We start from the raw sequence: 6,849 nt of genomic DNA, 5'->3' as shown, positions 1-6,849 counted from the left end.
GCCAGCAGCGGCTCCACCGCGGCCATCAGCCCCGCGTCGCCGTTGTTGCCGATCGCGTAGAGCACATTGCGCACGAAGCGGTCGCGGCCGATGCGCTTGACCGGGCTCTTGCTAAACAGAGCCCGGAACGACGGGTCGTCCAACGCCGCCAAATCCGCCAACGCCGGACCCTTGAGCGTCTCGCGGGCATGGAAGGCCATCTCGGTCGACAGACTGGCGAACTTGTTCCACGGGCAGGCGGCCAGACAATCGTCGCAGCCGTAGATGCGGTTGCCCAGGGCCGGGCGGAACTCGACCGGGATCGGGCCCGACAGCTCGATGGTCAGGTAGGAGATGCAGCGCCGCGCATCCAGCTGGTAGGGGCCGGGAAAGGCGTTGGTCGGGCAGATGTCCAGGCAGGCGCTGCACGAGCCGCAATGGTCGCGCTCGGGCGGATCGGCCGGCAGGTCCAGGGTCGTCAACACGCTGCCCAGGAACAGCCACGAGCCGAACTGGCGCGAGACCAGGTTGGTGTGCTTGCCCTGCCAGCCCAGACCTGCGCGCTGGGCCAGGGGTTTTTCCATCAGCGGGGCGGTGTCGACGAACACCTTCACCTCGCCGCCGAACCGGCCGTGCATCCAGCGGGCCAGGGCCTTGAGCCGCTTCTTGATCAGTTCGTGATAGTCGTCGCCCTGGGCGTAGACCGAGATCGCCGCGCGCGAGCCGTCCTCCAGGGCGATCAGCGGGTCGTGCTCGGGACCGTAGTTGACGCCCAGCATCACCGCGGTCTTGGCGTCGGTCCACATGCCGGTGGGGTGGGCGCGGCGATCCAGCGTCTCTTCCATCCAGCCCATGGCCCCGTGGAAGCCCTCGGCGACGAACGCGCGCAGCCAGCCGCCGTTGGGCCAGGCGTCCGACGCGCTGGCGAAACCGCAGGCGTCGAAACCCAGCCGCAGGGCCTCGGCGCGGATTTCGTCGCGGAGGGCGGCGTCGGCGTGGCTAGAAGTCGAGATCGTCATAGTGCGCGACCGGCGCCAGGCCCGGCCAGCGATCGGCCAGGATGGGTCGGAAGGCGGGCCTGGACTTGAGCTTCATGTACCAGGTCTTGGTCGTCGGGAAGTCTTTCCACGGCACATCGCCGAAATAGTCGATCACCGACAGGTGAGCGGCGGCGGCGAAGTCGGCCAGGCTCATGCGGCGGCCGGCCAGCCAGTCGCGGGTGTTCAGCAGGCCTTCGATATAGTCCAGGTGCTGACGCAGGGCGTCGCGGCCACGGCGCAGCGACGACAGGTCCGGCGCGCCCAGCCGCAGCAGGCGCTTTTCCATCTTCTCGTGCAGCAGGAAGCCGTTGACCTCGTTGTCGAACTTGCGGTCGAACCATTGCAGCAGCCGGCGCGCCTCGGCCCGCTCGCCCGGCTCGCGGCCCAGCAGGGCGGGCTCGGGATCCTGCTCTTCGATGTGCTCGAGGATGGCGCGGGTTTCGGCGATCACCGTGGTGCGCTGGTTCTTGGTCTCGACCAGCACCGGCGGCACGCCCGACGGATTGAGCTTGAGGAATTCCTCCGGCCCTTCCCAATAGCGCACCTGCACCTCGACGAACGGCAGGCGCTTCTCGCCCAGGGCCAGACGCACCTGGCGCGAGGCCGGGTCCAGGGGAAAGTGGTGAAGGGTTCGCTCGACGCTCATGCCCACGCGCATTCAGGCTGCATCGTTCGATCGATGCGCCGTTTTGTTTAACAAGAACTTGCCGAACATCGGTCTTCGGTCGAGTTCGCGACGAAATTTGGGCCGCTGACAAGGCGCGGCGCCGACACTTGCACTCAAGCTTTGGCGTTCATGCGGCCGATCAGGTTGGTGGTGCTCTGGCCGGCCTTCAGCTGGGCCAGCAGCACCTTGCCGCCGTAGCCCAACACGACATCGGAGCCGACCACGGTCTCGATCGTATAGTCGGCGCCCTTGACCAGCACGTCGGGACGAAACGCCTTGATCAGGGTCAGCGGCGTCTGTTCGTCGAACAGCACCACCAGGTCCACCGCCGACAGCGAGGCCAGGACGGTGGCGCGGCCGGTCTCCTTCTGCACCGGCCGGGTCGGGCCCTTCAGGCGCTGGACCGAGGCGTCGGTGTTGAGGCCGACGATCAGCCGGTCGCAGGCGGCCTTGGCCTGGGTCAGCAAGGAAACGTGGCCGGGGTGCAGCAGGTCGAAGCAGCCGTTGGTGAAGCCGACCTTCAGGCCGCGCGCCCGCCAGCCGGCGACGATGGCCAGGGCTCCCTCGAGGTCGGCGATCTTGTCGGCGGCCGGATCGGCGTGCTCGCCGTGGGCCAGGCCGACCAGTTCGTCGGCGGTGACCACGTCGGTGCCCAGCTTGGCCACCACCAGGCCGGCCGCCAGATTGGCCAGCCGGGCCGCGTCCAGCGGACGCGCACCGCGCGCTAAGGCGAGCGCCAGGGTCGCGGCCACGGTGTCGCCGGCGCCGGAGACGTCAAACACCTCCAGCGCCGTGGCCGGCAGGTGGACGGGGGCCTCGCCGCGCACGGCCAGGGTCATGCCCGCCCCGCCTCGGGTGATCAGGGCGGCGGCCAGGTTGGGGGCGGCGGCCAGGATGGCGTCGGCGGCCTCGGCGGCGGCCTCGTCCCCGGCCCCGGTCACGCCGGTGGCCTCGGCGGCCTCGCGGCGGTTGGGCTTGATCAGGGTCGCGCCGTCATAGCGCGTGAAGTCGCGGCTCTTGGGATCGACGATCACCGGCTTGCCGGCGGCGTTGGCCGCGGCGATCGCGGCCTTCAGCACCACGGGGGTCAGCACGCCCTTGGCGTAGTCGGACAGCACCACCACGTCGACCTCGCGCAGGTGGGCGTTGTACGCCGCCAGCACGGCCCGGCCGTCGGCCTCGCCGCGATCCTCGCGGTCGGCGCGCAACATCTGGTGCGAGCCGGAGATGTAGCGGGTCTTTTCGGTGGTGCGGCGCGCGGGGTCGACGATCAGGGCCGAGTCCAGGCTGGGCTCGCGGTCGATCAGCCCGGCCAGCGTCCGACCGGCGTCGTCGTCGCCGACCACGCCCACCAGCACCGCCCGGCCGCCCAGGGCCGCGACGTTGCGGGCCACGTTGCCGGCCCCGCCCAGCATCACCGTCTCGCGCTCGACGGTGATCACCGGCACCGGCGCCTCGGGCGAGATGCGGTCGACCGCGCCGTAGACGAAGCGGTCCAGCATCACGTCGCCCAGCACCAGCACGGTGGCGCCCGAAAAGGCTCGCGGCAGCTTGGCCAGGGTGTCGTCCATCAGGTCGGTCGCTCCAACGTCACAGGGAGTAGCGCCATTTGGCCCCGTGAAGCGCGTCGGGCAAGCCCGACAATGCGCGCTCAGTGCGGCGGGGCCTCGCCGAACGCCCCGCCATGCGGTTCGGCCGCGCCGCGCGGATCGGGGTGAAGCAGGATGTCGGCGGCTGGAAACGCCGCCAGAACCCGGTTCTCGGCCGCCACCAGCACCGCGTGGGCGACGCTCAGGACCAGGTTGGGATCCAGGTCCACATGAGCCTGGACGTGCATGTAGGGACCCGAAGCGCGCGTGCGCACCTGGTGGACGCCCAGCACGCGGGGGTCGGCGGTCATCAGGGCGATGATCTTCTCGCGATCCTCCAGCGGCAGCTCGTGGTCCATCAGCTGATGGGCGGCCTCGCCGAACACCCCGATCGCCCCCCACAGCAGCCAGGCCGCCACGATCAGGCCGGCGGCGGCGTCCACCCAGGCCAGGTGCAGCAGGCTGGCCGCGCCGATGCCGATCAGCGACACCAGGTTGGAGCCCAGGTCGGCGGCGTAGTGGGCGCGATCGCCCGACACCGCCACCGAGCGGGTCTTCTTGGTCACCTCGGTCTGGGCGCGGATCAGCGCCAGGGTCAGCAGGATCGAGACGACCATGACCCCCACCCCCAGCGCGCCGTGCTCGGGCGGCTGGGTCCTGAACAGGGCGCGGATGGCCTCCTGGCCGATCAGGGCCGCCGAGGCGAACACCAGGCCGCCCTGGGTGAGGCTGGCGAAGGCTTCGGCCTTGCCGTGGCCGAACCGGTGCTCGGCGTCCGGCGGCTCGGCGGCGTAGCGCACGGCGTAGAAGGTCACCAGCGAGGCGACCAGGTCCAGGGCGGAATCGGCCAGCGAGGCCAGCATGGCCACCGAGTGGCCGCTCAGCCAGGCCGTCCCCTTGATGACGATCAGGATCGCCGCGCAGCCCACTGACAGAGTCGTCACGCGACGGGTCAGGACCAGGCTCTCGGCGGCGGTCAGGGCAGGATGAGGATCGGGCATGGCGAGTGTTTAGCAAGCGGCGCGGTGCAGCCCCAGCGAGAACGACTCGCGTCGGCCTTTTGGGAACCGTTTGGGACAGGTCCGCTCCCGTCGCTACTTGACGGCGTTGGCTCAGGAACGCACAAGTTCCAGACCAATGGCCGAACTATTCCTGCACGGCCCGCGTCTCGGGAAGATTTCCTTGAATTTCAATTTTTCCAATGGCTTGGGCGCTGCATTGGCCGCTAAGCTGGACGATTCCTTGACGCGCGAGCGCCAATCTCGCGAAGACTTCACGCGCGGAGTTGTCGCTGAAGTCGTCGCCAAATTGGAGGAATCTCTGACCCGCGAACGCTTGTTTCGCGAAGATTTTACTCAAAGCATAATGGCGGAGCTGCGCCATTATATTGATGTTAAACTCAACCAACTTCATCTTCGCACGCCCATTCATTGGCCCGAAGGTGGCCGCATATTCATGCATACCGTCGATGGTCATCGACTGTACCTCGACAGCAGCGAACCCTTCATGGCTTTGCATCTCGTCGAACACGGAGAGTGGGAACGCCCGGTTCGGGATTTGCTGCGGAAACTGCTCCACACCGGCGGATTCTACATCGACGTCGGCGCCAATATCGGCGTCCATACGCTGCTCGCCTCCAACCTGGTCGGCGCCGAAGGTTCGATCTTGGCGATCGAACCCCACCCCGTCATTCGCACCCTGTTGACCGACAATCTCGAGGCCAACGGCCTGCTGGAACGCGTGGAAGTCGTCGCCGCGGCGGTCTCCGACGTCCATGACGGTTCGGCCTCCTTCGAGTATTTCCCGCAACACGCGGCGATGTCGGGCTTCCGGGTCTCGGCCGAGCGCATCGCTCAGTTCCGCGGCACGCCCCAGCAGATCCAGGTGCCGACCGTGACGCTGGACGCCCTGGTCGCCAAGGCCGGCCGCGCGCCCGATCTGGTGAAGATCGACGTCGAGGGCTTCGAGTTGCTGGTGCTGCGGGGCGGAAAAGATGTGCTCGCCGCCGCCCACGACACCGCCTTCCTGATCGAATACACCGCCGACCTGGTGGCCTCTCTGATGGGCGAGACGGCGGTCAAGAGCATGTCCGCCATCTTTGAAGAGAACGGCTTCATGCCCTACCGCGTGGTGGAAGGCGGCCTGGCCGCCATCGACCACGACGGTTTCTGCAGCGAGGAAGGCGGCGACTACCTGTTCATTCGCCCGGACGGCCGCCACGCCAAGGCGTTGGGCTTCTCCTAGGCCGCGGCCTTCGTCCGGAGACCCACATAGACCGACTGCGGGCGCACCAGCTTGCCGGTGGCCAGCTGTTCACGCGCGTGGGCGATCCAGCCGGCCGTGCGGCCCATGGCGAACACGCAGGTGAAGCTGGCTGGCGGCAGGCCCAGGGCCTCCAGCAGCACGGCGGTGTAGAACTCGACATTGGTCTCCAGCGGCCGGTCCGGCTTGTGCTGGCGAAGGATCCGCAGCGCCGCCTGCTCGACCGCCTCGGCGAAGGCCAGGCGGCCCGGGACCGTGCTGGACGTCTGGGCCAGCTGGCGGATCGCGGCCTTCAGGGCGTCGGCGCGCGGGTCGCGGACCCGGTAGATGCGGTGACCGAAACCCATCAGCCGGTCGCCGCGCGCCAGGGCTTGCAGGAGCCAAGCCTCGGCGTTGTCCGGCGCGCCGATGGCGTCCAGCATCTCGATCACCGGACCGGGCGCGCCGCCGTGCAGCGGACCCTTCAGGGCCGAGATCCCGGCCAGCACCGCCGAGGTCAGGCCCGCGCGGGTCGACGCCACCACCCGCGCGGCGAAGGTCGAGGCGTTCAAGCCGTGATCGCAGACGGTGACGAGATAGGCGTCCAGCGCCCTCACCTCCCCGTCCGTGGCCGCAACGCCGCGCGTCATGCGCAGCATGTCGGCGGCGTGCGACAGGGCCGGGTCGGGCGCGATGGGCTGCTGGCCGGCCGCGACCCGCAACACGGCGGGGGTGAAGACGGCCGGAGCGACCATCAGCAGCAAGGCGGTGTCCAGGCCGTCGCCGTCGGGCAGGCGGGCGATCAGGGCGCGGACAGCCTCGACCGGGTCGCGTCGGGCCAGGCCCTCGTCCAGGGCGGCGACCTCGGCGAAGGCGCGGACCCGGGCCGCGCCGAGGGCGGGGGCAAGGTCGGACGGCAGGTCGTCGAAGAAGCCGTCGAGCAGCAGGTGGGCGACATCCTCGAACCCGGCGCGATGGGCCAGGTCCTCGACGGCGTAGCCCCGAATGGTCAGGCGGCCGGCCTGGCCGTCGACGTCGGACAGCACGGTGTGGGCGGCGATGACGCCTTCCAGACCTTCAGCGGGTTGGGCGGCGGCGGGGACGGTGGAAAGACCCTTGGACATGGAATTAGGTCTCCTTTCACCGCCAATCCAAGCCTCTGATGCTTGATCGTCAATCTTGATCAATGTAATCAATATAAATGGCTGACTGGATCGACGCGGAACAGGCGATGGCGACGCTGGGGGTGCGGGCCCAGACCCTGTACGCCTATGTCAGCCGAGGCCGGGTGGGCGCGGCCGCCCATCCCGACGATCCGCGCCGCAGCCTGTAC

The 6,849-nt window shown here is 69.0% G+C and carries 6 protein-coding genes and 1 pseudogene; 2 read left to right on the top strand and 5 right to left on the bottom strand.

The window, feature by feature from the left end:
* The 4 genes from queG to WAL33_RS06815 form a co-directional block, all read right to left on the bottom strand.
* Window positions 1-998, bottom strand: a 998-nt coding sequence (queG, locus tag WAL33_RS06830) for a tRNA epoxyqueuosine(34) reductase QueG (RefSeq protein ID WP_422179766.1), incomplete at its 3' end; no start/stop codon positions are given.
* Window positions 979-1,665 (bottom strand): glutathione S-transferase family protein, encoded by a 687-nt coding sequence (locus WAL33_RS06825; protein ID WP_422179764.1) that lies wholly within the window; start codon window positions 1,663-1,665, stop codon window positions 979-981. The genes WAL33_RS06825 and queG, both read right to left, overlap by 20 nt.
* A gap of 134 nt (window positions 1,666-1,799) precedes the next feature.
* A complete protein-coding gene (gene rfaE1 / locus WAL33_RS06820; RefSeq protein ID WP_422179762.1) occupies window positions 1,800-3,257 on the bottom strand; it encodes a D-glycero-beta-D-manno-heptose-7-phosphate kinase in 1,458 nt (485 codons plus the stop codon).
* An 80-nt stretch (window positions 3,258-3,337) separates the two neighbouring features.
* Window positions 3,338-4,276, bottom strand: coding sequence for a cation diffusion facilitator family transporter (locus WAL33_RS06815; RefSeq protein WP_422179760.1), 939 nt, complete (start codon window positions 4,274-4,276; stop codon window positions 3,338-3,340).
* Window positions 4,277-4,412: 136 nt separating this feature from the next.
* On the opposite strand from WAL33_RS06815, the gene WAL33_RS06810 reads away from it, so the two are divergent.
* On the top strand, window positions 4,413-5,519 hold the full coding sequence (locus tag WAL33_RS06810; RefSeq protein WP_422179758.1) for an FkbM family methyltransferase: 1,107 nt from the start codon (window positions 4,413-4,415) through the stop codon (window positions 5,517-5,519).
* Here the strand turns inward: WAL33_RS06810 and WAL33_RS06805 are convergent.
* Window positions 5,516-6,640: a citrate synthase/methylcitrate synthase gene (locus WAL33_RS06805; protein WP_422179756.1), complete on the bottom strand. Its 1,125-nt coding sequence runs from the start codon at window positions 6,638-6,640 to the stop codon at window positions 5,516-5,518. The genes WAL33_RS06810 and WAL33_RS06805 overlap by 4 nt on opposite strands.
* A 77-nt stretch (window positions 6,641-6,717) precedes the next feature.
* On the opposite strand from WAL33_RS06805, the pseudogene WAL33_RS06800 reads away from it, so the two are divergent.
* A pseudogene (locus WAL33_RS06800) lies at window positions 6,718-6,849 on the top strand (citrate synthase); the annotation flags it as partial.

This window comes from Caulobacter sp. (assembly GCF_049283275.1).
Classification (GTDB): domain Bacteria; phylum Pseudomonadota; class Alphaproteobacteria; order Caulobacterales; family Caulobacteraceae; genus Caulobacter.
This window is presented reverse-complemented; position numbering and strand designations above follow the sequence as displayed.